The 23,936-nt window shown below is 44.0% G+C and carries 26 protein-coding genes and 1 pseudogene; 14 read left to right on the forward strand and 13 right to left on the reverse strand.

The window, feature by feature from the left end:
- Positions 1-83: 83 nt before the first annotated feature.
- Positions 84-761: a response regulator gene (locus ACLFWI_RS06905; RefSeq protein ID WP_446412311.1), complete on the forward strand. Its 678-nt coding sequence runs from the start codon at positions 84-86 to the stop codon at positions 759-761.
- A gap of 350 nt (positions 762-1,111) precedes the next feature.
- Here the strand turns inward: ACLFWI_RS06905 and ACLFWI_RS06910 are convergent, their stop codons facing one another.
- On the reverse strand, positions 1,112-1,405 hold the full coding sequence (locus ACLFWI_RS06910) for a hypothetical protein (RefSeq protein WP_446412312.1): 294 nt from the start codon (positions 1,403-1,405) through the stop codon (positions 1,112-1,114).
- Positions 1,406-1,744: 339 nt separating this feature from the next.
- On the opposite strand from ACLFWI_RS06910, the gene ggpS reads away from it, so the two are divergent.
- The 4 genes from ggpS to ACLFWI_RS06930 all read left to right on the forward strand — a co-directional run bounded on the left by ggpS (position 1,745) and on the right by ACLFWI_RS06930 (position 7,347).
- Positions 1,745-3,253, forward strand: coding sequence for a glucosylglycerol-phosphate synthase (gene ggpS / locus ACLFWI_RS06915; RefSeq protein ID WP_446412313.1), 1,509 nt, complete (start codon positions 1,745-1,747; stop codon positions 3,251-3,253).
- 183 nt (positions 3,254-3,436) lie between these two features.
- Positions 3,437-5,125, forward strand: coding sequence for a glycerol-3-phosphate dehydrogenase (glpD, locus tag ACLFWI_RS06920; protein ID WP_446412314.1), 1,689 nt, complete (start codon positions 3,437-3,439; stop codon positions 5,123-5,125).
- Positions 5,126-5,215: 90 nt separating this feature from the next.
- Positions 5,216-6,244, forward strand: coding sequence for an NAD(P)H-dependent glycerol-3-phosphate dehydrogenase (locus tag ACLFWI_RS06925; protein ID WP_446412315.1), 1,029 nt, complete (start codon positions 5,216-5,218; stop codon positions 6,242-6,244).
- A 122-nt stretch (positions 6,245-6,366) separates the two neighbouring features.
- Positions 6,367-7,347: an aldo/keto reductase gene (locus tag ACLFWI_RS06930; RefSeq protein WP_446412316.1), complete on the forward strand. Its 981-nt coding sequence runs from the start codon at positions 6,367-6,369 to the stop codon at positions 7,345-7,347.
- A 325-nt stretch (positions 7,348-7,672) separates the two neighbouring features.
- On the opposite strand, the gene ACLFWI_RS06935 is transcribed toward ACLFWI_RS06930, so the two are convergent.
- The 7 genes from ACLFWI_RS06935 to ACLFWI_RS06965 form a co-directional block, all read right to left on the reverse strand.
- Positions 7,673-8,017, reverse strand: coding sequence for a slr1659 superfamily regulator (locus tag ACLFWI_RS06935; RefSeq protein WP_446407340.1), 345 nt, complete (start codon positions 8,015-8,017; stop codon positions 7,673-7,675).
- Positions 8,018-8,258: 241 nt separating this feature from the next.
- Positions 8,259-8,840 carry a slr1658 superfamily regulator gene (locus ACLFWI_RS06940; RefSeq protein ID WP_446412317.1) on the reverse strand — a complete coding sequence of 194 codons (582 nt, stop codon included), beginning with the start codon at positions 8,838-8,840 and terminating at the stop codon, positions 8,259-8,261.
- 94 nt (positions 8,841-8,934) lie between these two features.
- Positions 8,935-10,800 (reverse strand): SpoIIE family protein phosphatase, encoded by a 1,866-nt coding sequence (locus tag ACLFWI_RS06945; protein ID WP_446412318.1) that lies wholly within the window; start codon positions 10,798-10,800, stop codon positions 8,935-8,937.
- 138 nt (positions 10,801-10,938) lie between these two features.
- Positions 10,939-13,446, reverse strand: coding sequence for an ammonium transporter (gene amt / locus ACLFWI_RS06950; protein WP_446412319.1), 2,508 nt, complete (start codon positions 13,444-13,446; stop codon positions 10,939-10,941).
- Positions 13,447-13,611: 165 nt separating this feature from the next.
- The gene (locus ACLFWI_RS06955) at positions 13,612-13,863 is read right to left on the reverse strand and encodes a hypothetical protein (RefSeq protein ID WP_446412320.1); all 252 of its coding nucleotides are present in this window, start codon (positions 13,861-13,863) and stop codon (positions 13,612-13,614) included.
- Positions 13,850-14,257 (reverse strand): tetratricopeptide repeat protein, encoded by a 408-nt coding sequence (locus ACLFWI_RS06960; protein WP_446412321.1) that lies wholly within the window; start codon positions 14,255-14,257, stop codon positions 13,850-13,852. Before ACLFWI_RS06960 ends, ACLFWI_RS06955 begins: the two co-directional genes overlap by 14 nt.
- Before the next feature lie 10 nt (positions 14,258-14,267).
- Positions 14,268-14,486: a hypothetical protein gene (locus ACLFWI_RS06965; RefSeq protein WP_446412322.1), complete on the reverse strand. Its 219-nt coding sequence runs from the start codon at positions 14,484-14,486 to the stop codon at positions 14,268-14,270.
- Positions 14,487-14,654: 168 nt separating this feature from the next.
- On the opposite strand from ACLFWI_RS06965, the gene ACLFWI_RS06970 reads away from it, so the two are divergent.
- The 4 genes and pseudogenes from ACLFWI_RS06970 to ACLFWI_RS06985 form a co-directional block, all read left to right on the forward strand.
- Positions 14,655-15,890 carry a hypothetical protein gene (locus ACLFWI_RS06970; protein ID WP_446412323.1) on the forward strand — a complete coding sequence of 412 codons (1,236 nt, stop codon included), beginning with the start codon at positions 14,655-14,657 and terminating at the stop codon, positions 15,888-15,890.
- Between the two features lie 174 nt (positions 15,891-16,064).
- Positions 16,065-16,262 carry a ribbon-helix-helix protein, CopG family gene (locus tag ACLFWI_RS06975; protein ID WP_446412324.1) on the forward strand — a complete coding sequence of 66 codons (198 nt, stop codon included), beginning with the start codon at positions 16,065-16,067 and terminating at the stop codon, positions 16,260-16,262.
- Position 16,263: 1 nt separating this feature from the next.
- Positions 16,264-16,650 carry a type II toxin-antitoxin system death-on-curing family toxin gene (locus ACLFWI_RS06980; protein WP_446412325.1) on the forward strand — a complete coding sequence of 129 codons (387 nt, stop codon included), beginning with the start codon at positions 16,264-16,266 and terminating at the stop codon, positions 16,648-16,650.
- Between the two features lie 232 nt (positions 16,651-16,882).
- A pseudogene (locus ACLFWI_RS06985) lies at positions 16,883-17,029 on the forward strand (transcriptional regulator); the annotation flags it as partial.
- A 187-nt stretch (positions 17,030-17,216) separates the two neighbouring features.
- Here the strand turns inward: ACLFWI_RS06985 and ACLFWI_RS06990 are convergent.
- Positions 17,217-17,378, reverse strand: a complete 162-nt coding sequence (locus ACLFWI_RS06990; protein ID WP_446412326.1) for a hypothetical protein — start codon at positions 17,376-17,378, stop codon at positions 17,217-17,219.
- Between the two features lie 40 nt (positions 17,379-17,418).
- Here ACLFWI_RS06990 and ACLFWI_RS06995 point away from each other — a divergent pair, with 40 nt between their 5' ends.
- The 3 genes from ACLFWI_RS06995 (at position 17,419) to ACLFWI_RS07005 (ending at position 18,505) form a co-directional block, all read left to right on the forward strand.
- On the forward strand, positions 17,419-17,634 hold the full coding sequence (locus ACLFWI_RS06995; RefSeq protein ID WP_446412327.1) for a hypothetical protein: 216 nt from the start codon (positions 17,419-17,421) through the stop codon (positions 17,632-17,634).
- On the forward strand, positions 17,627-18,022 hold the full coding sequence (locus ACLFWI_RS07000) for an aspartyl protease family protein (RefSeq protein WP_446412328.1): 396 nt from the start codon (positions 17,627-17,629) through the stop codon (positions 18,020-18,022). The genes ACLFWI_RS06995 and ACLFWI_RS07000 overlap by 8 nt, the downstream gene beginning before the upstream one ends.
- 246 nt (positions 18,023-18,268) lie before the next feature.
- A complete protein-coding gene (locus ACLFWI_RS07005) occupies positions 18,269-18,505 on the forward strand; it encodes an addiction module protein (RefSeq protein WP_446412329.1) in 237 nt (78 codons plus the stop codon).
- A 142-nt stretch (positions 18,506-18,647) separates the two neighbouring features.
- Here the strand turns inward: ACLFWI_RS07005 and ACLFWI_RS07010 are convergent, their stop codons facing one another.
- The 3 genes from ACLFWI_RS07010 to ACLFWI_RS07020 form a co-directional block, all read right to left on the reverse strand.
- Positions 18,648-19,853, reverse strand: a complete 1,206-nt coding sequence (locus ACLFWI_RS07010; RefSeq protein ID WP_446412330.1) for a hypothetical protein — start codon at positions 19,851-19,853, stop codon at positions 18,648-18,650.
- Positions 19,854-20,517: 664 nt separating this feature from the next.
- Positions 20,518-22,167, reverse strand: coding sequence for a hydroxylamine reductase (gene hcp, locus ACLFWI_RS07015; protein WP_446412331.1), 1,650 nt, complete (start codon positions 22,165-22,167; stop codon positions 20,518-20,520).
- A 213-nt stretch (positions 22,168-22,380) separates the two neighbouring features.
- Positions 22,381-22,677 carry a hypothetical protein gene (locus ACLFWI_RS07020; RefSeq protein ID WP_446412332.1) on the reverse strand — a complete coding sequence of 99 codons (297 nt, stop codon included), beginning with the start codon at positions 22,675-22,677 and terminating at the stop codon, positions 22,381-22,383.
- A 48-nt stretch (positions 22,678-22,725) separates the two neighbouring features.
- Here ACLFWI_RS07020 and ACLFWI_RS07025 point away from each other — a divergent pair, with 48 nt between their 5' ends.
- On the forward strand, positions 22,726-22,944 hold the full coding sequence (locus ACLFWI_RS07025) for a hypothetical protein (protein WP_446411098.1): 219 nt from the start codon (positions 22,726-22,728) through the stop codon (positions 22,942-22,944).
- A complete protein-coding gene (locus ACLFWI_RS07030; RefSeq protein WP_446412333.1) occupies positions 22,941-23,306 on the forward strand; it encodes a type II toxin-antitoxin system VapC family toxin in 366 nt (121 codons plus the stop codon). Before ACLFWI_RS07025 ends, ACLFWI_RS07030 begins: the two co-directional genes overlap by 4 nt.
- Before the next feature lie 175 nt (positions 23,307-23,481).
- On the opposite strand, the gene ACLFWI_RS07035 is transcribed toward ACLFWI_RS07030, so the two are convergent.
- A partial coding sequence (locus ACLFWI_RS07035; protein WP_446412334.1) for an aminotransferase class V-fold PLP-dependent enzyme occupies positions 23,482-23,936 on the reverse strand: 455 nt, incomplete at its 5' end.

A 23,936-nucleotide genomic window follows, 5' to 3' on the forward strand; every position in this document is an offset into this window, starting at 1 on the left:
ATTGATTGAATCCTGACTATCCATCTAGGGGACACAATCTTTGTACAATACAAAAGTGCGATCGCTCTGCTTTGGTACGAATCATGTCCTCAGAACTCCCCTCCCCGACGAATTCCCCAACAAGTTCCACACCCCTGCGAGTTGTGATTGTGGAAGATGATCCCATGATGCAGCTTGGCTTAGAACAATCCTTATCCACTAACCCCCAGCTTGAACTGGTGGGACAAGCGGAAGATGGTTACATGGGCATTGAAATCACCAAACAACTCAAACCTGATATTGTGGTCATGGATATTGGTTTGCCGCGTTTAGATGGGATTGCTGCTACTCAGCAAATTAAAGCAGAACTCCCTGAGGTGAGAGTGGTCATCCTCACCTCTCATACCACCGATCGCGAAATTATTGCCTCACTTTCTAGCGGTGCTGATGCCTATTGTGTTAAAGGATCAAGTGTAGAACGATTACTCCAGGCGATCGCAGCGGCGGCTGAAGGTGCAACGTACCTCGATCCTCAAATTGGTCGTCAAGTTCTCAAGCATCTGTCTCCCCCTTCTCCCACAGGCAATGTTTCCAATTTGTCACAACGGGAGCTAGAAGTCTTAAAACTGATCGTAGAAGGCAATAGTAATCCAGAGATTGCCGCTAAACTCTACCTCAGCGCCAATACCGTTAAAACCCATGTACGCGGGATCATGAACAAACTTTCGGTAGATGACCGGGTACAAGCGGCTGTGGTGGCGTTGCGATCGGGGATAGTTTAATTGTCTTATGTCATTCGTCTTATGTCATTCGTCATTTGCTTCCTCATCTCCCTCGTCTCCCTGCATCGCTAACAATGTGGGACAAAGCATGCTGCTAAATTTTACTAAAATTTACACTTTTTTATACTTTTATAGTATAGTAGCTACAGATAGCTGTTCGATAAGGAAACCTGCCGGTGGCAGATATCATCCATAACCAGAGTGTAAGTGATGAATCCTTGTCCACTGGATGTCAGACTATTGTTGAATTCTGAGGTATCCCAGTTTTGTTGTTAGCTTGGGCTCAAGTAAACTCTTGCCAACCTGCTACGGCGTTAGTCCTATGGGCAGAGTACTGAGTACGGCAAATACTAATCGAGGTTGAACACAATTCCCCTAGGATTTGATGGCATAGCCAACATAGTCCGTACATTGGCGGTTTTGTCATCAAAACTAGACTGTTGAGAGTATTTTCGATCTAATAATGACTTCCAATCTGTTTCAACGAGTTGCCATCGCTCTAAATCGGTGGATTTTAGGGGATTGCAATCAGCAACAGCCTGGGTTAAACCAATATCGGCAATGCTACAGCGATCAGATATTACAACCCTGACCTTATCTATTGCAACCTTCAAAAACATCATTGTTGGTAATATAAGTAACACGGGTAATATGATGTCCGGACCCATCACCCTTAATAAAAAAGCCCGAAACCCTTGCGGTTAAAGCATTGTTATTATGGGCAATTCACCGGACTTGATATAATGCGTTCAATCTTGACTTCCCATCAGGAGAATATTGACTGACTGGGTTTTCCAGCCAACGATTGAGTCATTTTTGAGTAGATACTCATTAGAGTAAGTAGGAAGTCAAAAGGGAAAATCATAACTGTGGACACTCGACAACCCTAAATTTATCGAAGCTATCAAATTATATTCCCATCCAAGTTGCATTGGGATCGGGAATAGTACCAATTTTAATGGTAAACACCTGGAGGTAGTTGCATGAAATCATCACTCGTTATCCTTTATCACCGCGAACCTTATGATGAGATCGTGGAAAATGGCAAAGTGCATTATCGGGCAAAGAAAAGCCCCAATGGGATTGTGCCAACCCTGAAAAGCTTCTTTGCCGGCGTCAATCAAGGCACCTGGATTGCTTGGAAACAGGTGAATGCTAAGCAGAAAGCTAACTTTGAACAGCGGATTGTTGTAGAAGGTGAAGCCAACTACAACGTTCGCCGGATTCCCCTATCTGCAGATCAAGTCAAGCATTTCTATCACATCACCTCGAAAGAAGCATTTTGGCCCATTCTGCATTCATTTCCCTATCACTTCACTTACGAAACCTCAGATTGGGAAAACTTTCACACGATTAACCGCCTGTTTGCAGAAGCCGCCTGTGACGAAGCGGCAGATGATGCTCTAATTTGGGTGCATGACTACAATCTATGGTTAGTGCCCTACTACATCCGGCAGCTAAAGCCAAATGCTCGGATTGCCTTCTTCCACCACACTCCCTTCCCCGCTGTGGATATTTTCAATATCTTACCTTGGCGGGAAGAAATTACCGATAGTTTACTCTGCTGCGATATCGTCGGCTTCCATATTCCGCGCTATTCAGAGAATTTCGTCAATGTGGCTCGCAGTCTGCGCCCGGTGGAAATTGTCAAGAAAGAACCCGTACCTGAGCATATTACTTCTACGGGAATCGCATTAGCTGAGCCAGAAATGACCACCCAGCTACGATACAAGGATCAGTTAGTTAACATTGATCCATTCCCCGTTGGAGCTAATCCTCAACAAATTCTCTCTATCCTGCATAAGCCAGAAACGCAAAAACGGTTTGCGGAAATTAAAGAAAGCTTAGGCGATCGCAAGTTAATTATCTCAGCCGGACGAGTGGACTATGTGAAAGGCACTCGTGAGAAGCTAGAAGCTTATGGACGCCTGTTAGAGCGTCGTCCCGACTTGCATGGCAAAATTAACATGCTGGTCACCTGTGTGGCGTCGGCGTCTGGAATGCGTGTTTACAAAACTGCCCAAACTCAGATTGAGCAGTTAGCTGGAAAAATTAACGGGCGGTATGGGAACTTAGACTGGCTACCGATTATGCTATATACCCAACCCGTTCCTTTACCGGACTTGCTCTGTTACTACAAAGCCGCAGATATCTGCTGGACAACACCATTGAGAGATGGTTTAAACCTGGTAGCGAAGGAATATATCATCACTCACGAGAAACAAGAAGGTGTATTAGTCCTTTCCGAATTTGTCGGTGCAGCCGTCGAACTCCCGGATGCCATTTTGACCAACCCTTACTCCATGGATCGCATGGATGAATCGATTGATCAAGCGCTGGCTATGTCTCCTGAGGAGCAAAAGGAACGAATGGCGAAAATGTATGACATCGTAACCAAATACGACATTCAGTGCTGGGCAGATCACTTGTTTGAAATGTTTGAGAAAACCAAACATCAGACAGCGAAGCAACAGGAAGCAGTAGCTGTTTAAGCTGATGTTCCAGACGTGCCACGGCACGTCTGGGTGCAGGGGAGGGGGAGAAAGTGTTGAGTTTTTGAATTAATGTTCTTGTCCTCCTAGTCTCCCTTCTCGTGTCTCCTTGTCGCCCTTATCGATTACTAATTTGCCGCCGTCGCGACTACTGTGGAAGTTAGATGTTACTCAAACTGGATCATGCGTGATTTTCAAACCATCCAGAGCCAAACCTACGATTTAATTGTCATTGGAGGTGGCATTAACGGTGCTGGCGTCGTCAGAGACGCGGCTCTGCGAGGTCTTAAAACGATTTTGCTGGAGAAGGCTGACTTCTGCGGCGGTACAACCAGTTGGTCAACGCGATTAGTTCACGGTGGCTTGCGCTATTTAGAATATTTTGAATTTGCCCTAGTGCGGGAATCGTTACGGGAGCGAGAAATTCTCCTGCATACAGCCCCCCACTTAGTCAAGCCCCTAATGCTGACGATTCCGATCTACAGCGATCGCTCTCGTCCCTATTGGAAAATTCAAGCCGGGATGCTGCTCTATGACATCTTGAGCTTCGAGAAAACCCTGCCCCCCCACCGGATGCTGCCCAAACAGAAGTTTAAGCAGCTATTTCGCCATATCGATCCCGATGGTTTAGTCGGTGGAGCGCAGTATTATGACGGTCAGGTGGCCTATGCGGAGCGTTTGGCATTAGAAAATATTATCTGTGCTGAACAAGCGGGAGCAACGGTTCTCAACTATGCAGAAGTTACCAAGTTACAGCGCCAAGATGGTCGCATCGCCAGCATTATTGGCAAAGATGCCTTAACTGGCGAAGAATTCACCGTCCAAGGGAGCGATCGCGCCGTGGTTGTGAATACAGCCGGTCCCTGGGTGGATCAGGTTTGTCAGTCTGGGGTGAAAAATGGACAATCAGCGCCCATCGGTAAGGATAAAAAACTCGGTCCGACCAAGGGAAGTCACATCATTGTCCCTCCCTTCCCTGGCGCACCGGAAACAACCTTGTATGTAGAAGCCAAAACGGATGGTCGTCCGTTTTTTATTGTGCCATGGTTGGGCATGTATCTGATTGGCACGACTGATTTGCGACATCAAGGTCCTCTTGACTCAATTAAGGCAGACGACGAGGAAATTGATTATTTACTCACCGAAACCAATCGAATTATGCCCACTGCCCAATTGTCCCGCCAAGATGTGAAATTTACTTATGCTGGAGTGCGTCCTTTGCCCAATGCAGAAGGGAAGAAACCGGGAAGTGTCACCCGCAGCCATATTCTCTATGACCATACCCCAGAGGGTGTGAGTAATCTGATTTCTCTAATTGGCGGCAAAATCACCACCTATCGCCAAGTGGGTGAGGAAATGGTGAATAAAGTCTATCGCAAGTTGGGACGCTCCGCCCCCCCTTGTCCCACCGACAAGAAACCCTTACCGGGAGCCATTTTACCCAGTGATCCGCGTCTAGAAAAAGCGCTGCAAGACTATCGCACCACATTACCCTTGGCGACAATCCATCACCTGTTTGACATCTATGGTGCTAAGGCGTTGGATATTTTAGCCTTAACCGACGAAGAACCGGAATTGGCACAAGCGATTACCCCCAAATTGCCCGATATTAAAGCCCAGATTGTTTATGCGGTGCAGTCGGAATTTGCGCGGACGTTGGTAGATATTGCCCGTCGCCGGACTAGCCTAGCCATGCATACCAACTATGGCTTTGATATTCTGCCCGTTTTGACGGACACCCTGTCTCGATATGGCGGCTGGAGTTCGGCGGAGTGCGATCGCCAAGTTGAGGACTATCGCGCTTTCATGGAAGCCAATTGTATTCCAGATTACGTGATGGCGACTCAGAAAGAAACACAACCAGTGAGTTAATCATATCAGCAAAGGCAAAAGAACTGATCATCTTCTTTTGCCTTTGACCCTTAACTTGACCAAAATTATTGAGTTCAAAATATAAGATCTATGGTGAGCAATCTCTCAAATTCTCAATCCAGCTCATCTCAAGCTGATACAACCTCACAAACCAATCAGGCTCATGCACAGTCCCACCGGAGACCGGCGCCAGAAGCCACCCTCGCCATTCTCGGCGCTGGTGCTTGGGGTAAAGCGTTGGCAACAATTGCCAGACATAAGAATCATCAAGTTCGACTGTGGTCTCGCAGCAGCGAGGAATCTCTAGAAGAGGTATTAACGGACATTGATATGCTAGTCTCCGCAATTCCGATGAAAGGGGTGGCGATGACGGCGGCTAAGATTCAAGAGATTGGTTTGCCGGATTATGTGACAATTATTACCGCCACCAAGGGATTAGACCCAGAGACAACTCGTACCCCTTCTCAAATCTGGGAAGCCGACTTTCCCAACCATCCGATTGTGGTACTTTCGGGTCCCAATCTCTCCAAAGAAATTGAGCAAGAACTCCCCGCCGCCACAGTGGTGTCGAGTACAGATATGGCAGCCGCAGAGGAAGTGCAAACAGTATTTTCCTCCAGTCTCTTCCGAGTGTACACCAGTCCAGATCCCCTTGGCACAGAACTCGGAGGAACTCTGAAAAACGTGATTGCGATCGCGGTTGGGGTTTGTGATGGTTTAAAATTGGGTACTAATGCCAAATCTGCCCTAATTACCCGTGCGTTAACTGAAATCCTTCGGGTCGGGACTCACTTAGGCGGACAAACGGAAACCTTCTTCGGATTATCAGGTTTGGGCGATATGCTAGCGACTTGCAGCAGTATACTCAGCCGTAATTATCGCGTCGGTTACGGTTTAGCCCAGGGGAAAAAATTGGAGCAAATTCTCGAAGAATTACAAAGTACGGCTGAAGGGGTAAATACAGCCAACGTATTGGTTAAAATTGCCAATCGAGAGCAGATACCCATCCCCATCTGTCGGCAAGTTTATCGCCTACTCAACCATAAAATTACGCCCCAAGAGGCTGTAGAAGCATTGATGGAGCGGGATTTGAAGGCAGAATTTGGCGATTTGTTCTAAACCGTTACATAAGACATCAGCAAGTCTAGGCAGAAAGGTTTATATCTAGGCTTGCTGCTGACGTACTTGTTCATCTTGGTGATAACACAGATTTCACAGATTGAATGACATTCTGTAGGATTATGCAGACTAGCCAAAAACTCTCCCTTCCTACCATGGGCTGCGGAACGTGGGCGTGGGGAAACCGACTACTCTGGGGGTACGACGAAAGCATGGATGACGAGTTGCAAGCTGTCTTTAATCTGTGTGTAAGCAACGGCGTCACCTTATTTGATACCGGTGATTCTTATGGAACAGGCAGACTGAATGGACGCAGTGAGCAACTCCTGGGACGATTCTCTAGCGACTATTCTGGTATAAACCAAGAGAACATTTGCATTGCCACCAAGCTAGCCGCCTATCCCTGGCGATTAACACGCGGCTCAATGGTATCCGCCTGTCAAGCCTCGGCGCGACGATTGGGACGAAATGTTGATTTGGCACAGATGCATTGGTCTACTGCTAATTATGCACCGTGGCAAGAAGAACGGCTTTTGGATGGTTTGGCTGATCTCTACGAAAAAGGACTGGTTAAGGGTGTTGGACTCTCTAATTATGGACCCAAACGACTCCAAGAAATTTATCCCAAATTTAAACAGCGAGGGGTTCCGATTGCTACGCTACAAGTCCAGTATTCACTATTGTCTACTTATTCTGTTACCGAATTGGGTATCAAAGACGTTTGTGATCAATTGGGAATTCAACTGATTGCCTATAGTCCTCTAGCTTTAGGACTGTTGACGGGAAAGTATTCTGAGAAAGGTTCATTCCCGAAAGGGTTACGCCGTTTATTATTTAAGCAGTTATTACCCGGAATCCAGCCGCTTTTGGCATGTTTACGAGAAATCGCGTCCTCCAAAGAGAAAACTATGGCGCAAGTGGCGATTAATTGGTGTATTTGTAAAGGCACTATTCCTATCCCTGGTGCAAAGACGATGAAACAGGCACAGGAGAATATTGGTGCGTTGGGATGGCAGTTAAGTGCTGGTGAGATTACTGAATTGGATCAAGTGGCGGCAAGTTTAGATAAGGCGATGGTTCAAAACATTTTTCAAACCCGATAACTTTCATGGGGGATTGGTGATGGAAAAGCTTGTTAGTTTTGAGTTAATGGTAGGGGCGGGTTTAGCGACTCAAGTTAGCTTACCCGCCAATAACTGAGCAACACAACCCGCCCTAATTAAGGGTGGGAGAAGGGGTTAGGGAATGAGGGTGAAACACTTCTTGCCTGAATATCGGTGGGTTACGGCGGATAGTTCATTGAAGGATTATCGCCTGAATTAAGTTCCCGCCTAACCCACCCTACGAGATTGAAAAAGTTTCCCAACACCCCTTAATCAGGACGCAAGCTTTGCGACAAGGGATTTTAATTTATTATTGCCTTATACGCTACTCAACTTCTAGAGTCAAACTTGGCATGAGTCGCTGTAAGTTTTTTAATGACTTACCTTGCCAAGGAATGTTCTGAGAGCCTTGTACAATCATTTTAATCGTCTTTTTTTGTCTAACTTTAATCGCAAATTTCGACAACATGCTAATCCCCGAACTGTTGAGAAATTGCAGATCTCGTAAATTGAGCGTCAGAATAGAGGGCTGGCTCTCTATGGCTTGATCGAGTAAATCTATAATTGGTGCATATTCTTCGGTGCCACTTAGCCGTAGGGAACCTTTCCAATAAACGGTTGAATTTTCTTGATCATACAATACACTATACGTATCACTTTTAACTTCCATTTTTCCCCTCCTTGACAAAATTATGGCTTTCTCAAAAGCTGATTAAATAAACAAATTTAATCATAGACATCTCTATAAATTAAGATTTAACCACTGTTTGACAATGGTTTCAGATGAATTATCGGAGATGTCTAATGTCGTGGCTCAAAACCACGAACCGTAAGTTATAAAATTTACCTCGTTTTGGATTTTAAATTTTGAATTCATGTTTACCGTTTTGTTTGACTACGGCACTGACGCTTCATACCGTCAATCGCACCATTGTGGTGACGGTGGTAATAGGTGGCGTCTTTGCCAGGGTTTCAAACTTCCAGCCGATGGTTGCCATGTAGTCATTAATCATGGTTAAAAATCCTAAGCGAGAAGCCGTACTGGTTTCGTCTGCTGCATTTTGTTCTAACTGATGAATATACAACTCTTGGGGGTCTGATGTCGTCAATTGCTGGAGATACGCCTGAAAATCATCCAGAATTAGGGAAGGAACTGTATTTTTTGTCAAGAAGACTAAGCTGTCGTTATACAGGTGTAAGGCGATGCTAATGGGTTGCGGTGAGGTATCATCGTTAAACTTCATGGCGTTCTCTAACAGCTCATTGGCAATGTAACTCACAGCACTCTTAATCTCCACTTGTTGAGCTGTAGCATTCGTATCCTCTTGGTTGGTCGGAAAAAATGTTACCACATAGTCAGCCATGAAATCGGCAGATAAGCCATTATTCCGCCAGCGCTGCTTTAATGGAATCGAGCTGGGTGAAAATTGGATAACCAGGTATTCCTCACTGGGAGGTAGCTGCTCGTTGAAATCTCCAAAGATCTGAGTCATATCGCGTTTGTCGGTAGTCTGTTTGAGGAGTGCCAAAGAAAACAATAATAACTTGTCAAAGTCAGCCGTCACCTTTTTCCCAGTCCCCTATTCCCTAACCATCCTGTTTAATTGATGCGACGCCGGAGCGATCGTGCAGCAACGATGGTTTGGGTTTAATCACTAACAGCGTTATATCATCATAAACCTTTTGTGACTCAATATGTCGCCGCACATCCTCAATCACGGCTTGGCGAATTTCACGGGCTGACTGTCGCCAGTTGTCACTGAGAATCTGACACAGACGCTCGATACCGTACTGTACCCCTTGAGAATTTTCGGCTTCGGGAATTCCATCGGTATAGAGAACAACTACATCTCCGGGATGTAACTGGATTTCCGCATCAGCGACAAAATCAGCAATATCAGCGACTAGACCAATGGGAAAGCCTAAATCGATGGTATCAATTCGCTCAATTCTGCCACCATAACGCACGACAATCATCTCTTCATGTTGTCCACTCAAGCGGAGTTTATATTGGTGATAATCTAGGATAGAAAGGGTGAGATTTTTCTCGCATTTCATTCGCTGGATGTTATGATAAATTGTCCGATTCAGGATAGTTAAAAATTGCTTTGAATCCGTTTTAACTCCTTCCAATAACGTTCTCACCGCCGTTTGCACCATAATCATCAAAACTCCACTTTCTAACCCATGTCCCGTGACATCGCCAATACCAATAGTGACATGACCATTATTTTGCAGGACATCATAATAGTCGCCGCCAACTTCAGTGGCGGGTTCCATAAAGCCAGCGATGTCTAATTCAGCAATCTGATTCAGTTCCTCCTGTTTAGGTAACATCATCTGTTGCAGACGACGAGTTACCTCAACTTCAGCACTCAGCCGCAGATTTTCGGCTTTTAGGCGACTATTGAGCAGGGTAATTTCCTGATTCGCTTGAGCTAATTGAGCCGTGCGTTCTTCTACTCTAGTTTCTAATTCTTCATTGGCGTATTGAAGTGCATCTTGACTGCGACGCAATGCGATAGTCGCTCGTTGTATCGCTTTTTGCAGTCGCACTGGCTCACTGACTAATATGTAAACTAACACCCCAGCTAATAGTGCTGATAATCCGCCCCCTATCCACAACCATTTAGAAATGGGTGCTGTTGATGACCATCCGTTGACGGGAATTGCCGCTAATTGCCATAATCCGTTTGGTAACGTCACCTCTAAACTGACGGGATTTTGTTGAAAAATACCCCCATCGCCGAAAAATAATTCTCCCGTTTCACCCAATCCATCTTTGCCACGAATTGCATACTTGAGTTGAGTGGACTGATTGAGTAATCCGGCTTCTTTAAATAGAGTATTTTGGTCAAAACCAATACCCACTAGACCCCAATAGCGACCACTTTGGGGGGTTTTATTTGAGGGAGTAAGAAATATGGGAGTTCGACTAATAAATCCCCAATTCCCTTTGGGCTCTAACTTCAACGGACCGGCAAAAACGGTTTGTCGATTTTGAATGGCTCTCTCAATGGCTTCTCGTTCTTCAGGAATATTCATCGGGTTAAACCCAATCGCGGCTTCATTGCCTGCTAATGGATAGATATGACTGACAATGTTATCTTTATATAGGGCTAAGAATTCAATTCCCTGTTGCTCTTCGATGAGGACGCTGGAGAGACGCTCAAATTCGTTTTGGGTAATGTCAGGGTTAATCGTGGACACATAAGCGATTAGCCCCCTTGTGAGAAAAAGTCGCTGGTTTAAGGCGGCTTCTAAGCGGGCTCTAGCTGCACTCAGTTGATTGAGAACATCCGAACGTTGTTGTTCCGAAAACCGTTGGCGTTCAGCTCGTTCAAAGCCCCAAACTACGGTGAGCAGAATGACCACCGTTAATGAGGCGGCAAAATAAGGAAAAATACGAGTTTTTAGGGCAGAACGAAACGCAAGCCATCGGTTATTTGTCATTTGTCATTCGTCATTTGTCGTTTGTCAAGGAATAGGGAACAGGGAACAGGTCATTAAAATCCAAAACTATCTCACTCAGTCGGGGCGGGTTTAGTTAATTATGGGTAAGGTAAGAAATGATAATAGTGAAACCCGCCCCTACATAAAAAATTTTCTTTGTTTAATCACGAGTAAAGTGATATCATCGTAGAGTTGTTGTGCTTCAATATGCTGGCGTAGGTCATCAATAACGGCTTGCCGAATTTCAACAGCAGATCGTTGCCAATTCTGACTGAGAATCTGACACAGGCGTTCAATGCCATATTGTACACCTTGGGCATTTTCTGCCTCGGGAATCCCATCGGTGTATAGGACAACAGTATCTCCCGGATTTAACTGGACTTGAAGATGTGCCACGAAATCAGCAATATCAGCATCTAAACCAATGGGAAATCCTAGATCAATGGTATCAATTCGCTCAATATGACCTCCAATCCGCACGACAATCATCTCTTCATGTTGTCCGCTCAAATTGAGGATGCCTTTTTGATAGTCCAGTAAAGCTAGAGTCATATTTTTGTCGGAGTTCATCCGCTGGACGTTTTGATAAATGGTGCGATTGAGGATATCTAAAAATTGCTTGGGGTCAGTTTGGTTACTTTCTAAGAGGGTGCGGACAGCGGTTTGTACCATTAAGCTTAATACCCCGCTTTCTAAGCCATGTCCGGTTACATCACCAATACTAATTTGGACGCGATCGCGATACGGTAAAATATCATAATAATCCCCACCCACTTCCGCCGCCGGTTCCATAAACCCAGCAATCTCTAAGTCAGTAATTTGATTCAATTCTGCCTCTTTAGGAAGCAGCATCTGTTGCAGGCGACGGGTAATCTCAAGTTCAGCACTCAATCGCAGATTTTCTGCCTTGAGACGTTCATTAAGCTTAGTAATTTCCTGATTTGCCCGAAACAAATCCGCTTGGGCTTGTTTGCGTTCAGAAATATCGCGAAATGTACCCGTATAAAAACAATCCTGACCCGATTTAGTCTCCACAACCGTTGCTTCTAGGGGAAAGCGAGATCCATCAACGCGACAGCCAATAATCTCATGTCTGCCCACTTTTAATAACCGTTCCATTCCTATATCTGTATCATCAGCGGCGGGTGTTGACCAATCCAATAGCTGATGAATATCCATGCTGATGAATTCGTTGATGGAATACCCAAATATCTCTTTGGCACTTGGATTGGCGGTAACAATTTTGAGTTGGGGTTTGGTAAAGGTAATAATTGCATCCATTGCCGTTTTTACAATGGCATCCGTGCGCGTTAAAGCCTCTTCTAACGCATCCATCACCTGGTTATAACGCTGGGCAATTTGACCGACTTGGGTAAACGGTTCCACAGGAACTCGTAAGCTTAAATCCTGAGTCTTAGCTTGGGCTTCCATCACCTGAAACAGGTCATAAATCTCAGTTTTGGCGCGATGTTCGGACACATTTAAACCCATCTGTTCCGCCTCAACAGTCACTCGCAGGGGTAAGATACGATTGCTGATGAATAAGAGGAGATAGGTTAAACCAAATGCCCAGATGCCACAACTGACAATTCCGATTCCTTGTACACCAAGCTGAAGCACTGGATTCAAACCCGTATCCACTAATTCGGGTTGACCAAACAACGCCACGGCTAATGTTCCCCAAATCCCCCCACCCAAATGCACAGGTATAGCATCTACCGCATCATCAATCCGCCACCGTTCCAAGCAATTCGACATCCAGATAGCAATAATCCCGCCAACCGCCCCAATAATCACGGATGCGGGAGAAGTGACAACATGACAAGAGGCGGTAATCGAGACGAGTCCAGCTAAAGAACCATTGATTAGGGATTCGACTTCCGGAAGTTGACACCGATACCAACTCAGCATTCCCGCTGCCATCATTCCGGCAGTACCCGCTAGCACAGTATGGACGATAATGCTAGGAACCTGCTCATTTATGCTCAATGTGCTGCCCCCATTGAACCCCAACCAGCCAATCCACAATAGCATCGCACCTAAAACCGAAAGGGGTAAATTAGAACCGTGGATTTTTCGGGGCGGTTGATGATTCGGAAATCGCCCGGTGCGTGATCCGATAATCATCAGACTGGCGAGGGATACCCATCCCCCCAAACTGTGAACCACTGTAGAACCCGCAAAATCGACAAAGCCTAACTGTTCTAACCAACCCACTGATACATCTAAATCAATCCCATTCCACGCCCAATGTCCAAACAGGGGATAAATCAGACCAGACACCAAACCCGCTAAGATCAGGTAAGCCCGAAACTTTATCCGTTCTGCCACCGCCCCGGAGACAATGGTGGTGGCTGTGCTGCAAAACATGGCTTGGAATAAAAAGAACGCCGCCAGTCGGGGTGTAGCTTCAACGTGAACAAAGAAATCAGTTGAGCCAATCCACCCCATCAGTGAAGTGCCAAACATAAAAGCATATCCGAACGCCCAAAATAAGGCGATAGATATGCCCAAGTCGGCTAAGTTTTTAATGGCAACATTGATACTATTTTTCGATCGCGTCAGCCCTGACTCTAGGCACATAAACCCCGGTTGCATCAGGAATACCAAGCCAGAACAGACGAGGAGCCACAGAATATCAATCACTTATATCTGCCCCTTGTTTTTGGCATACAAATATATATCATCCTTACAGATATGCCAGGTCTAATTCCAGAACCTTTAGGATAGGTACAGCTATTTTCTGGGCGCAAGGATGGTGCCCCTACTATCTTCTCCTAGGCGTTTGTTTAATGCATGATCATCTACGTCCTACCATCCCTCTTGTTGCTGGATAATCCCGGCTAGGGCTTGTTGTCGGGTCTGTTCGTTCTCAATGGTAGAGGCTATCTGTCTGGCTTGGGATAAGGTTTCTAGGGCTTTGGGCTGATGACCTGCGATCGCATATTTTTGAGCCAGTAGCCAAAATAGACTCCGTTCTGGAACCACAGAAATTGATTCAATCGTTTTGGCAATAGAAAGCGCTTGATTGAGTGAGGAAACTGCTTGATTAGTTTGACCCATTTTTATTCCATAACGAGCAATTATATGTAACGTTTTTACCTGGTCTTCCTTTTTCTAAAGCAATATCATAGCGTCCGGAACGCCACGCCGCTTCAGCTAGCGATCGCGCGATGCTATCTTGATTATCAGTATTAGGTATTCCCTCGACAAATCCTAATGCGGATTCGTATTCATGGCGCTGGACATAAGCCGCTAAAATAGCAGATTGAGCCAGGTATTGCTGATAGCTATCCGCTTCCAGAGTTTGGCTAAGAGAAATTGCCTGTGCAAATTGTCCTTGACGGGCATATCCGGTTATAATTTCTACCAAGGCTCGATATTTAGCGGCATCAAGTTCTAAGTTCTGGGCATAGTCTAAGGCTTGTTTGTTCCTCCAGGGTTTGCGCCAGTTCAAAGGCTTGTGATCAGAGTAGGGTAGCCTGATCAGACTGATTCACCTTAGCTGAAGCACCAGCATTTTCAATCAACTCCCAAACCTGATCAAGTTTAAGTGTTGAGTTTTGAGTTATAGCGTAGACGTGATTCTCGTTTCTCTTATCTGGCGATGGATTAGCTAAAGCCATTTCCAACGCCGTTACGCTACCCAAACAACCGACTATTATCAGCACAATCCATCGTTTCATAACACTATAACTCCTTAACCGCAGACTGCTCCAGATATAAATTTTGTCGTTGTACTGAGGTTGACTGGGAATCCGACAAATTTGTGTCCGGAGAGGAAGGGTAGATTTTGCATCCCATGTAAACAGCTAACCAATTATCAAATACCGGACAGCTTACGAAAAAACACTATGCTTACCCAAATACGCCGTCTGTTGAATCGGTTTTTTAGAAGATCAAGGACAATCAAAGATGAACCTCTGAACAAGGTAAGTTTGATTGTTATTATCCTGATTGATATTTTTATTTTAGTCAATGTTTTTACCGGACTGAATGATATTAGCCAATGGTATATTAACCCTTCATCGGCTTATCCATGTTATTCTGAGTGGAAAAATTACCAAACCCAAACAACTTCAGATAAAGATTATGAGATTATCCAGTCCTCAGTGATATCGGCAATAAACTATCAATCTAATTTTCAGCAAACCTATCAACAAGCAGCGGTTGGACATCTAGGCACAGTGTCTCAAACCTGCTTAGAATACGGCAGTTACAAAGATCAACTCAATAATCCTGAAAATCAGCAAATTATAGCGGCTATTGATCAGAAACAAGAAGAAATAAGCCAGCTTGAACAAACGAATCGCAGTATTCGTGAGCAATATGACTCAACTCTATTGGAAAAAATAGCAGGTCAGCCTCGTGAGCAATCTATTAATCTAGTCGAGGCGGAGAAAGCCAAACAGCAACTCGAACAAAATAACCGCAATATTGCTAGGATTAAACAGGAAATTGCTCAGCTTAAAAATCAACTGAAGGCAAAACCGGAAAGTTTAGCTTTCATTAACTTTTTGAATAATAACAGGACATTTCAATCCATTGAAAACGCCTACCAGCGGGCATCCTTTTGGTATCCGAGCATCCAATTCGGCTTTCAAGCGCTTTTCCTGTTACCGCTAATTTTCCTTTCTTTATCGGTTGACAATTTTGCTCAACGAAAAGGATATGGACTTATTGCTCTAATTAGCTGGCATTTGTCAGTCGTCTTTTTTGTACCCTTGATTTTTAAGATATTTGAGTTTTTGCAATTTGGTGCAATCTTTCAAGTTATCTTTGATATCATTAGCACCCTTTTAGGCGGACTCGTTTTTCTGGTCAGTTATGCTTATATATTACTAATTCCTCTGATTGGGTTTGGCATTATCAAGTTTTTCCAAAAAGTTGTCTTTAATCCCAAAGTACAAGCAGCTAGGCGAGTTCAAAAATTACGATGTATCCGGTGTGCTAATAAAATTCCGACCCATGATGCCTACTGTCCCCACTGTGGTTTCTATCAATACGCTGAATGTCATAATTGTCACAGTATGACTTATAAGTATTTACCGTATTGTAAACAATGTGGACAGTCTCAAGATTCCAATTAATAGCACGCTCGCCGTTACGCTGTCTTCACGATAAGCACTCGCGATCGCTTATTACAAACGCTTAAGCTGTAGGTTGAGTTGACGCCAGAAAGTTTATACTTACAAACAAACAAAACATTTTTTACTAGATGGCTACAAGTGCTATAATTTGTTTACCTAGAGCAAGGATTAGCTGTGACTTCTATCAATGTTGAAATTCCAGACGAGCAACTACAGAAGTTGCAACAACTAGCGCATGAAAGCGGAATCTCGCTTGAAGATTTACTGCGTGCAAGCATTGAGGATTGGCTCAACTATCCAAAGAGCGAGTTTGTTCAAGCGTCCAGTTACGTATTAAAGAAAAATGCTCAACTGTATCGACGTTTAGCATGACATGATACGTTACCTGACGCTAGTCGAAGTATTGAGTCTGCACCGTCAGATTATCGATCAATCAGGAGGTGCTACAGGTGTGCGTGACTTGGCTGCGTTGGAATCTGCTCTAGTTCAGCCTCGCATGACATTTGGTGACGAAGATTTATATCCGACGCTAGTTGACAAAGCGGCTGCTTTGGGTTTCTCCATTGTGATGAATCATCCATTCTTAGATGGTAATAAACGTACAGGTCATGCAGTAATGGAAACGTTTCTAGTCTTGAATGAGATGGAGATTAACGCTTCTGTCGATGAGCAAGAGCAGGTCATCCTCGCGTTAGCATCTGGCAATTTAAAACGTGAGCAATTTGTTGAGTGGTTAAAGCAAAATGTCAACGCTATATAACATCAGGTTACATTAGAAAATGAGTGCGATCGCATCCAAGCATTTAGGTATCACCGAAACCCTTGATTTACCGTAGGGTGGGCATTGCCCACCAGCCTCATCTGAGCGTGCCATTTAAACTAAGTTAATATACCAGACACAAGCAAGTGCGATCGCGTCTCAGATGCTGAAACTTGCCCAATGGTACTGTAGCACGAACAAATAAGAGGTAATTTTCATGGAAAATAAGGTTATGAAAATAGGGATTATCTCTAGAGAAGATTATATCAAAAGAACTATAGCGATTGCCAAAGGAGAATATAAACCACAAAAAGATGAACCGAAAGTGTGGTTTGAATCGATGAAGTCGCTAGCCCAAGTCTTGAGTAATGAAAATCAGTGCGATCGCTGATCGTCCTAGGTTGGGAAAACGACAGGAAACCTAACCTCTACTTTATCTGTAGCCCCCTTGCGATCGCGTCTCAGATGCTGGACTTATCCAATCGCATTGTAGACAGTCTGCCAAGCTATTATGATGGTGACTAGCACTTAGTTCGTGTCACCCATGTCTATCTCTCAGCCTTTAGCTATTCCACCTGGGTTCGAGCAGTTAAGCAAGGAGCAGCAAATTGATTACGTTCAGCAACTTTGGGATTTAATAATTGCTGTACCTGAGCAGATACCTGTTCGGTGAATAGCATCTTGAAATTGTACGCGATCGTGTTTCCTCGCAGGATGCTGTTGACCAACCAAGTTAAAATTGGAATAAATAGGCTAGGTTTAACTAATATGACTGTAACAGAGCTTCTTCCGACACTCAAAAATCTATCCCGCGCCGACAAGCTAAGAATTATGCAGTTTTTAGTCCTTGAGCTTGCCAAAGAGGAAGATGCGCTTTTGCAACCCGGAGCAACCTATACTGTTTGGTCTCCGTATAATTCACATGAAGCTGCCCACAAGCTCGCTGAGTTGCTAAAAGAGGATAAGGGAACAAATAATGCTTAACTCGCAGCGTTTCCCCTTCACAGAAACACAGGATACTTTTGGAATTACACACGGCGATGCTTCTGTAGAAGTTACAGGTTTAGTGGATACTGGTGCTAGTGTCAATGTCCTACCCTATAGTGTTGGCGTTCACCTTGGAGCAGTTTGGCAAGATCAGATGACATCTGTAACACTTGCTGGAAATTTAGCACCTGTCGAGGCAAGAGGTTTGATGGTATTTGCAAAAATAGGGTCTTTCTCTCCGGTGCGCTTAGTTTTTGCGTGGAGTCAATCTAATGATGTGCCATTGCTGCTAGGGCGCATGAACTTCTTGGTGGAGTTTGATGTTTGCTTTTATGGATCACAGATGGCATTTGAGTTGAGTCCCAAGCAGCTACCAGCTATCTGAGTAACCCAAAGATATTGAAAATCTACCTCACATAAGCAAAGACTTGAGTAGCATTAGTGCGATCGCGCTCCTTTACATTTATTAGTAAAAAACATGACACGATGCTGAGCGTGCCATTTAAACTAAGTTAATATACCAGACACAAGCAAGTGCGATCGCGTCTCAGATGCTGGAACTTGTCCAATCGCACCGTAGACGGTCTGCCAAGCTATTATGGTGGTGACTAGCCCTTAGTGCGTTTCACCTATGTCTATCTCTCAGCCTTTAGCTATTCCACCTGGGTTCGAGCAGTTAAGCAAGGAGCAGCAAATTGATTACGTTCAGCAACTTTGGGATTTAATAATTGCTGTACCTGAGCAGATACCTGTTCCTGAATGGCATCTTGAAATTGTACGCGATCGCTTTTCCTCGCAGGATGCGACACAAAAAAATACATGGAATGAGGTAAAACAACGACTCATGAGCAAGTATCGTGAACGCTAATTTTCCTATCCTGCTTGACTTTAGAGCTGAGGAGGACATTGATGCAGCAACTTAATAGTACCAAACAAAGCTCAGAGCTTGTCCAAGTTTCACAGAAACACAAGATATTTTGGGAATTACTGGATAACAGTCAAAGTTTAGTCTATTTTTCTATTTCAGCTATCCTTACTTCTAATAATTTCAATACCTTATTTAAGGTATCGCTCCACTCTTTATGCCGCTCATTATACTGCCGATCTGAAATAATTAATTTTATTTTTTCTACAAGTTGCTTCAAATTTCCAATTTCTGTGCTTGATTTAACAATCGCCAAATGCTCTGTACATTCTCTTACAGCATTATCAATATCTGTCGTAATATCCTGATCTCGGCTTGCTGCTACACCAAGCGATAGGAATTTGTTTAGATAAATTTTCAATAACCCTTCTTCATATTCTTGCACACTAAAAATTTCCTTGTTTCGGTGAATCTTAGCAATTTGTTCGCTAACAAATTTACATACTATGAGCATACTATTAACTGCTTTCACAGCTTCATCCAGGGTTTTGGCTTGAATTTTATACCTGATATCCATATCTGGAACTAAATCATTAAGATACTTGACTTGCTTGTGGATATGTTTCTTTTGGGATTGTGTTTCCGGTAATTTGTTGTACAGCTTTAGGAGTTTATGTCCACACCACGATAAACCATTTCGACCTCCGTCATACTTTTTAACGATAGCTTTCTGATAATCTAACTCTACCCAAAGAGCTTTCAAAAACTTTTCTGCTGCTTGATGTGAATGAAAGATTGTATTCTGAAGGTCAATTATGTTTGAGGCTGATGCTTCAATATCTACAGCCCCTCTTAAAAGAAAATCCTTGGCTTCTTCGTGTAAATGTTGTAAAAAGTTATCTAAACTCCGAATTGCATTGGAAGCGTGGTATCCTAGTTCAAATTCTTGTAATATTAAATTATGTTCAACTTGATTTAAAGAACATTTCAGTTTTTCTGTTAAATCTTCCACACACTTCAAAACCTCAATCGTGTATTCTCCAATAACAGTAGGATAGTTGATATAATAAATTTCTCCTCTTAGTTTAAATGGTTTTCTGGCAATATCAAAATTTGATAACGTCTTTTTGGAATACATATCCCGATACCAAAGCCGTATCTTATCGAAAAGATTATAACCTTCAAATTCACCAAAAAATTTTTTATCCTCCGGAGAAAGACTAAAACTAGAATTCGGACACAACAGCTTTAGAGCTTCTAAGCTGCGACCTTCACCTTCAACGGGAATACCTTTTTTGATTAGCTCAGTATCAATTTCTTGCATTATTTTCTCAAATTCTTCTTGATTCATTATTCCTTCTCTCTAAAACTGAGCTTTTAGTATGAGCAGTCAGCCACTGCCGTAACTTCCTTAAAAATTTACCCCGGAAAGAAAACTCTCCAGGGGTCTTGAACAACAATTCATGAGTGGTCTCCCACTTTTACTTTTGAGTGTCTGCGGGAAGTTGAAGCTGCTCTAATGGTCGAGATAGCCAGATAGATATCTCTCTCTGTCCATCCTTATAGACCACTCCGCCACTCATTAGCGACAGAACGAGCAGTATAGGTGGCACTTGTCGAGTGAACAAGTTCACAGACCGTTTCATGTATGAACTCCTGATCATAAATTATATGATCGGAACACACAAATAGTGTGCCGATCCGGCACCACACATGAATTGCTGTAAGTCTATTCTAGCTAATCGCAAAACAAATCTGCCATCAGGCAGAATCCAGAACTGAACATACCCCTTAAAAAACCCTTAACCGTGTTTAATCAAACAGGACTTACGCAGCTACACCTTATATAGTTTTAAAGGTGCGTTACGCTTCGCTAACGCACCCTACAAATGGAGGCTTTGCGTAAGTCTTATCAAAGTCAGATCTGCTCATCCCCTAGCTCGAACTAACACCACGAAATCCAACATCCACACAAAAGGGGCGCGACAAAAGCCACACCCCCTCACCTAACTAACTCAACCCAAACAAGCCGCTAAATCCTCATCCGGTGTCGTAATCGCCTTCAACTGATACTTCTCCGATAACAATTTGAAAACATTCGGAGAAATAAACGCAGGTAACGTTGGTCCCAAACGAATATCCTTAATTCCCAGATACAGCAGCGTCAACAATACAGCAACCGCTTTCTGTTCATACCAAGACAGAATCATCGATAGAGGCAATTGATTCACATCCATATCAAACGCCTTAGCCAATCCCAAGGCAATTTGAATCGCGGAATAGGCATCATTACATTGTCCCACATCCATCAACCGAGGCAGAGAACCAATTTCTCCCAATTGTTGATCAAAGAAACGGAACTTGCCACAAGCTAAAGTTAGAACGATACAATCTTCAGGTACTTTTTCCACAAATTCAGTGTAGTAATTGCGCTCTGGTTTCGCGCCATCACAGCCGCCAACTAAGAAGAAGTGACGAATCTTGCCTTGTTTAACCCCATCAATCACTTGATCCGCAACATTTAACACCGCATTCCGGGCAAATCCTGCCATCACCTGACGCGGGGGTTGCTCTTCCACAAACCCCGGCATATCTAGGGATTTTTGAATCGCTGGGCTAAAATCGGGGATGTTACCCTCCTCCGGTGGAATATAGTTGATGCCGGCAAACCCAACCGGACCAATGGTAAACAGTTTCTCATCATAGGTTTCATGGGGCGGCATCAAACAATTAGTGGTGACAATAATCGCCCCCGAAAACTTAGCAAATTCTTTGGTTTGATTCTGCCAAGCTGTTCCATAATGCCCATACAGATGAGGATAATTCTGTTTGAGTAAAGGATAACCGTGAGCGGGTAAAAGTTCGCCGTGAGTGTAAACGGTAATCCCTGTATCCGCCGTCTGTTTGAGGATGGCTTCTAATTGTCTGATATCATGTCCCGATACCAGGAGAGCTTTGCCTTTTCTGGGATTGAGGGGAACAGGGGTTGGCGTGGGATGTCCATAAGTATTGGTATGTCCCGCATCCAATAATTCCATCGCCCGCAGGTTAATTTCTCCCACCTTTAAGGCTAAATTCACCCAATCATCTAAGGTGAAATCTTGATGATTCAGGGCATCTAAAGCTTCTTGAATGAAGTGATACACCTGCTCATCTTCCTGTGCCAATTCTTGAGCATGAAAGGTATAGGAAGCCGCGCCCTTAATCCCATAGAGAACCGTGAGTTTTAGGGAGAAAATGTCAACATCACGCGCCGATTCACTAATGAAGCCTAATGCCAAATCTTGACCCTGTTCGACTAAACTCTCATTAAAGTCAGGATGATACCCAGACACTCTTGTCCATTTGACGGGTTCCTGGCTAGCTTCTTTGACTTTTGCTTTTAAATTATCTCGCTTCTCGATACAGTCACGGACATACTTGGTAAACCGTTTCCGGTCAAAATTGACATTCGTCATTGTGGCGAATAAGGATTCGCAGGTGAAGACATCCTCATCGTGAGTCGAAATGCCTAGCTGACGGGCTTTAATCACCACTGGCGCAAGTCCGCGCAAGCAGTAGACTAATAAATCTTGAACGGCGTTGAGTTGGGGGCTTTTGCCACATGCGCCCCATTGATGACAGCCATTACCACTGGCAGTTTGTTCGCACTGTTCGCAAAACATAAGTTACTTTTTCCTATATTTCGTCTCTATGTCTCTACTCTAGGAAATTTTTGGCAGATAACGCTTTGACTTAAGTCAATTTTTGTAATCTCCGGCAGTTTGTAAAGAAGTTTTACCGTTTCATGCCAGTTTTTGGGCGCAAGGATGGTGCAAAAAAAAATACAAGGCTAATGGATCAAATCAACCTCTATCTTTAGGTATAAATTTAAGTTTTCAACTGTTTAGCCAAGGTTTAATATCGCTCCAGCGTCTAGCTTCAATGTGATGCTGTTTGAGTAATCGGTTAAAGTCTTCGGTATCCGTTGTGGCAATAATATAGCAGTACCAAGACAGGTTGGGACATTCTGTACTGTTAAGAATTCCCTGTTCCCTGTTCCCTTTTGGGATCAACTGATGTCCTTTCCGTACCTCGTAGTGCGATAAATGAGCGTCAGCAAGGCATGAGCGTTGCCGAAGACTAGCATTCCCCGATACTACACGAGTGAGCGGCTGCCCAATACCGTAGATCACAGCCTAATTGCGTTACCATAATTGGTAAAGTTTTTTTCTGTAGTGACTATGACTAAGTTGCTTGAGCAAGCGATAGAAAGGGTAAAAACGCTCCCTGAGACTGACCAAGATGCGATCGCTGCACTCATTCTGGAAGAACTGGAAGATGAAACTCGCTGGGATCAAACATTTTACCAGTCTCAAAATGCACTTGCCCAACTTGCAGAAGCAGCCTTAGTTGAAGATCGTGCAGGCAAAACTCAGGAGTTAGATCCAGAAACATTGTGAAACCACGAACAACAGCTCAGTTTCGCAAAGCGGGTGACGAGTGTTTTCTTACAGCACAAGTCCTGATTGAATTTTGGGTAGTTGCTACCCGCCCAGTTGAGGTCAATGGTTTAGGATGGACAACAGAGCAAGTCCATGACATAATCCAACAACTTCTGCTTCAATTTCCTTTATTGGAAGAGTCTCCAGACATTTTTCCCAACTGGTTACGTTTAGTCAGTGCCAACAAGGTAAGGGGTAAACGTACCCATGATGCTCGAATTGTTGCCGTCATGTTAGCCCACGCCATTACACATCTGCTGACGTTTAATCCTAAGGATTTTACAGTCACACAGAACATCACTATTGTACATCCTCAATAGCTAATGAATCCTTGACGTACAAGTTTTAGTAGTCAATTTATTGGGGAACAGAAACCTCTTCAGATTGGGCGGGGAATGTCTTGAAAACATTGTCGGGTATACCTTCCAGATTAATGCAGCCAACCCTGATTATTTCTCAATCCCGTAGCCATGTTGGGACTTGAGTTTAGGCGTTCTAGGCGAGTAAACGAGAAATATCTTTAACGGTACTCGCTAAAATATCCGCCGCTTGGTCAATTTCAGCTTCTGTCGTAAATTTCCCGATTCCGATTCGTAATCCTCCCTCAATAACATCTTCAGGAAGATTCATCGCACGCAGAACATGGGAGGGGGCTTCTACGCCTGATGAACAAGCTGATCCCCTAGAAATGGCTAATTTTTGACGTACTCTGGCGATCATGGCACTGTTGGGAATATCTGGAATGGAGATATGCAGGTTTCCAGCCAGACGGGAGTTACTATCTCCATTAACGATAAGTTTGGGAATTTGTTCTGCTAATTGAGCTTGCAGGCGATCGCGTTTAGCGGCGATCGCACTCTCATCTTGTACCATCTCCAACTGTCGCCATCGACAGGCTTCCCCTAAACCGACAATTCCAGGCAAATTCAGCGTACCGGATCTTAATCCTT

Source organism: Coleofasciculus sp., assembly GCF_046539235.1.
Classification (GTDB): Bacteria; Cyanobacteriota; Cyanobacteriia; order Cyanobacteriales; family Coleofasciculaceae; genus Coleofasciculus.

What these genes read in the sequence shown, in the direction of transcription:
- ACLFWI_RS06905 (WP_446412311.1), top strand. Translation starts at nt 84, where the DNA reads ATGTCCTCAGAACTCCCCTCCCCGACGAATTCCCCAACAAGTTCCACA.
- ggpS (WP_446412313.1), top strand. Translation starts at nt 1,745, where the DNA reads ATGAAATCATCACTCGTTATCCTTTATCACCGCGAACCTTATGATGAG.
- glpD (WP_446412314.1), top strand. Translation starts at nt 3,437, where the DNA reads ATGCGTGATTTTCAAACCATCCAGAGCCAAACCTACGATTTAATTGTC.
- ACLFWI_RS06925 (WP_446412315.1), top strand. Translation starts at nt 5,216, where the DNA reads ATGGTGAGCAATCTCTCAAATTCTCAATCCAGCTCATCTCAAGCTGAT.
- ACLFWI_RS06930 (WP_446412316.1), top strand. Translation starts at nt 6,367, where the DNA reads ATGCAGACTAGCCAAAAACTCTCCCTTCCTACCATGGGCTGCGGAACG.
- ACLFWI_RS06935 (WP_446407340.1), bottom strand. Translation starts at nt 8,017, where the DNA reads ATGGAAGTTAAAAGTGATACGTATAGTGTATTGTATGATCAAGAAAAT.
- ACLFWI_RS06940 (WP_446412317.1), bottom strand. Translation starts at nt 8,840, where the DNA reads ATGACTCAGATCTTTGGAGATTTCAACGAGCAGCTACCTCCCAGTGAG.
- ACLFWI_RS06945 (WP_446412318.1), bottom strand. Translation starts at nt 10,800, where the DNA reads ATGACAAATAACCGATGGCTTGCGTTTCGTTCTGCCCTAAAAACTCGT.
- ACLFWI_RS06955 (WP_446412320.1), bottom strand. Translation starts at nt 13,863, where the DNA reads ATGGGTCAAACTAATCAAGCAGTTTCCTCACTCAATCAAGCGCTTTCT.
- ACLFWI_RS06965 (WP_446412322.1), bottom strand. Translation starts at nt 14,486, where the DNA reads ATGAAACGATGGATTGTGCTGATAATAGTCGGTTGTTTGGGTAGCGTA.
- ACLFWI_RS06970 (WP_446412323.1), top strand. Translation starts at nt 14,655, where the DNA reads ATGCTTACCCAAATACGCCGTCTGTTGAATCGGTTTTTTAGAAGATCA.
- ACLFWI_RS06980 (WP_446412325.1), top strand. Translation starts at nt 16,264, where the DNA reads ATGATACGTTACCTGACGCTAGTCGAAGTATTGAGTCTGCACCGTCAG.
- ACLFWI_RS06995 (WP_446412327.1), top strand. Translation starts at nt 17,419, where the DNA reads ATGACTGTAACAGAGCTTCTTCCGACACTCAAAAATCTATCCCGCGCC.
- ACLFWI_RS07000 (WP_446412328.1), top strand. Translation starts at nt 17,627, where the DNA reads ATGCTTAACTCGCAGCGTTTCCCCTTCACAGAAACACAGGATACTTTT.
- ACLFWI_RS07005 (WP_446412329.1), top strand. Translation starts at nt 18,269, where the DNA reads ATGTCTATCTCTCAGCCTTTAGCTATTCCACCTGGGTTCGAGCAGTTA.
- ACLFWI_RS07010 (WP_446412330.1), bottom strand. Translation starts at nt 19,853, where the DNA reads ATGAATCAAGAAGAATTTGAGAAAATAATGCAAGAAATTGATACTGAG.
- hcp (WP_446412331.1), bottom strand. Translation starts at nt 22,167, where the DNA reads ATGTTTTGCGAACAGTGCGAACAAACTGCCAGTGGTAATGGCTGTCAT.
- ACLFWI_RS07025 (WP_446411098.1), top strand. Translation starts at nt 22,726, where the DNA reads ATGACTAAGTTGCTTGAGCAAGCGATAGAAAGGGTAAAAACGCTCCCT.